This is a genomic window from Micromonospora sp. NPDC003776 (genome assembly GCF_053605645.1).
Window position 1 is genome coordinate 1 of the sequence record NZ_JBSGJR010000839.1, and the last position, 2,066, is coordinate 2,066.

Annotated in this window: 2 protein-coding genes, 1 tRNA gene and 1 pseudogene; all 4 read left to right on the plus strand. The window is 73.5% G+C overall.

Annotated features, from left to right (window positions below):
• Positions 1 to 403: pseudogene (locus ACWEVO_RS35550) on the plus strand (NrfD/PsrC family molybdoenzyme membrane anchor subunit); the annotation flags it as partial.
• A 102-nt stretch (positions 404 to 505) separates the two neighbouring features.
• A complete protein-coding gene (locus ACWEVO_RS35555; protein WP_452311788.1) occupies positions 506 to 1,732 on the plus strand; it encodes an L-lactate MFS transporter in 1,227 nt (408 codons plus the stop codon).
• 60 nt (positions 1,733 to 1,792) lie between these two features.
• Positions 1,793 to 1,888: transfer RNA gene (locus ACWEVO_RS35560), tRNA-Sec, on the plus strand.
• 49 nt (positions 1,889 to 1,937) lie between these two features.
• A partial coding sequence (locus ACWEVO_RS35565) for a hypothetical protein (RefSeq protein WP_452311789.1) occupies positions 1,938 to 2,066 on the plus strand: 129 nt, incomplete at its 3' end.

Below are 2,066 nucleotides of genomic sequence, written 5' to 3' on the forward strand. Positions count from 1 at the left end.
CGCGCCGCCCGGGCAGGCCGGCCCGGCGCGGCGCCTCGCCGTCGCCGGCGCGGCCCTGGAGCTGTGGGGATCGCACCGGGTGGAGAACCGGCTGGGCCTGCTCAGCGAGCCCTACACGGTCGGCACCGCCGGCAAGCTGCTGCGCGCGGGCCGGTCGCTGACCGCCGCCGGCGTGGTGGGCGCGCTGGTCGGCCGCCGCAGCCGGCTGCTCTCCGCGCTCTCCGGCGGCGCGCTGCTGGCCGCCTCGGTCTGCACCCGGTTCGGCATCTTCCACGGCGGGGTCGCCTCGGCGAGGGACCCGAAGTACACGGTCGTCCCGCAGCGGGAACGCGCGCAGCGGGAGCGCGGCACATCAGACGTCAGCGGGCCGGGCGCCGGCCCGAATTCGGGGGCGGACACGTAGCAGGCGCCAGGCCCATGAGCCGATACGGGGGTACCGCTCATGGCCACATCAACCGAAGGTTCGCGGGATCGTCGACCACCGACACGGGGCCGGTGGGGCCTCGTGCTGGCCGCCGTGCTCGTCCAGCTCGCGCTCGGCGCGGTGTACGCGTGGAGCGTGTTCAACAAGCCGCTGCAGGCCGAGTTCGGCTGGAGCAAGGCCGAGGTGGTGCTGCCGTTCGAGGTGGCGATCGGCACCATCTTCATCGGCAGCCTGGTCGGCGGGCGCATCCAGGACCGCCGGGGACCGCGACCGGTCGCCCTGGGCGGCGGCATCCTCTACGCCGTCGGCACCATGCTGGCCTCGCTGGTGTCCTCGAGCGACCAACTCTGGCTGCTGCTGCTCACCTACGGGGTGCTGGGCGGCATCGGCCTCGGCGCCGCCTACATCACCCCGATCGCGATGCTCAGCAAGTGGTTCCCCGACAAGCGGGGCCTGATCACCGGCATCGCGGTGGCCGGCTTCGGTTTCGGCGCGGTGATCACCGCGCCGGTGGCCAAGGCGCTGCTGGCCGGCACCGACCACAAGACCAGCGTCTTCCTGCCCCTGGGCATCGCCTACCTGGTCGCCGTGCTGCTCGGGGCGTCGTTCTTCCGCGACCCACCCGCCGGCTACCAGGTGCCGGGCTTCACCCCGGCGGTCGGCGGCCGGGCGGTCGCCGGAACCCGGACGTACACCTTCGGTGAGGCCCTGCGCACCCGGCAGTGGTACCAGCTCACGCTGATCCTCGCCCTCAACGTGACCTGCGGCATCGCGCTGATCTCGCAGGCCGCGGACGCGGCCCAGACGGTCGCCGGGGTCAGCGCGGCCACCGCCGCCGGGATGGTCGGCATCCTCGGCCTGTTCAACGGGGGCGGGCGGGTGGCCTGGGCGTGGCTGTCCGACCGGATCGGCCGGATGCCGGCGTTCCTCGGCATGCTCGCGCTGCAGGGCATCTGCTTTCTGATCCTGCCGCACGCCTCCGCCTTCTGGCTCTTCGCGGTGCTCGCCGCCCTGGTCTACCTCGCCTACGGGGGCGGCTTCGGCACCATGCCGGCGACCGCCGCCGACTACTTCGGCACCCCGAACGCGGGTGCCATCTACGGGGCGATGATCGTGGCGTGGAGCATCGGCGGCGTGGTCGGCCCGCTGCTCACCGCCGTGCTCTACGACGCCAGCGGGAAGAGCTACACCCTGCCGTTCACCGTCATCGGGATCATCGCCTTCGTCGCGCTGGTGCTCCCGCCGCTCACCCGGCTGCCCAGCACGGCCGGCAAGCCGAGGCCGCACTTCCAGACGCCCGGACCCTGATCCGGCGGAGCTGCCGCCCTCGCCGGGCGGCGGGAGATCGTATGTGGTTAAGTGCTGGTTGGAGGCGTTCAGGCGGCTGGTGCCCCTCCCGGTCTTCAAAACCGGTGTGGTCCGGGACCCGGGCCAGGCGGGTTCGATTCCCGTCCGTCTCCGCCAAGCAGATTCGAGGGTTCCGCCTCTGCGAGGCCCGCCAGGGGGTGACCCGATGCGTGACGCCGACCCGCGGCGGCGGGTGCCGCGTACCGACGCGCTGCTCGCCGACCCGGCGCTCGCCGACGCCGTCGGCACGCTCGGCCGCGATCGGGTGAAGGCCGCCGTCGTCCGCGCCCAGCAG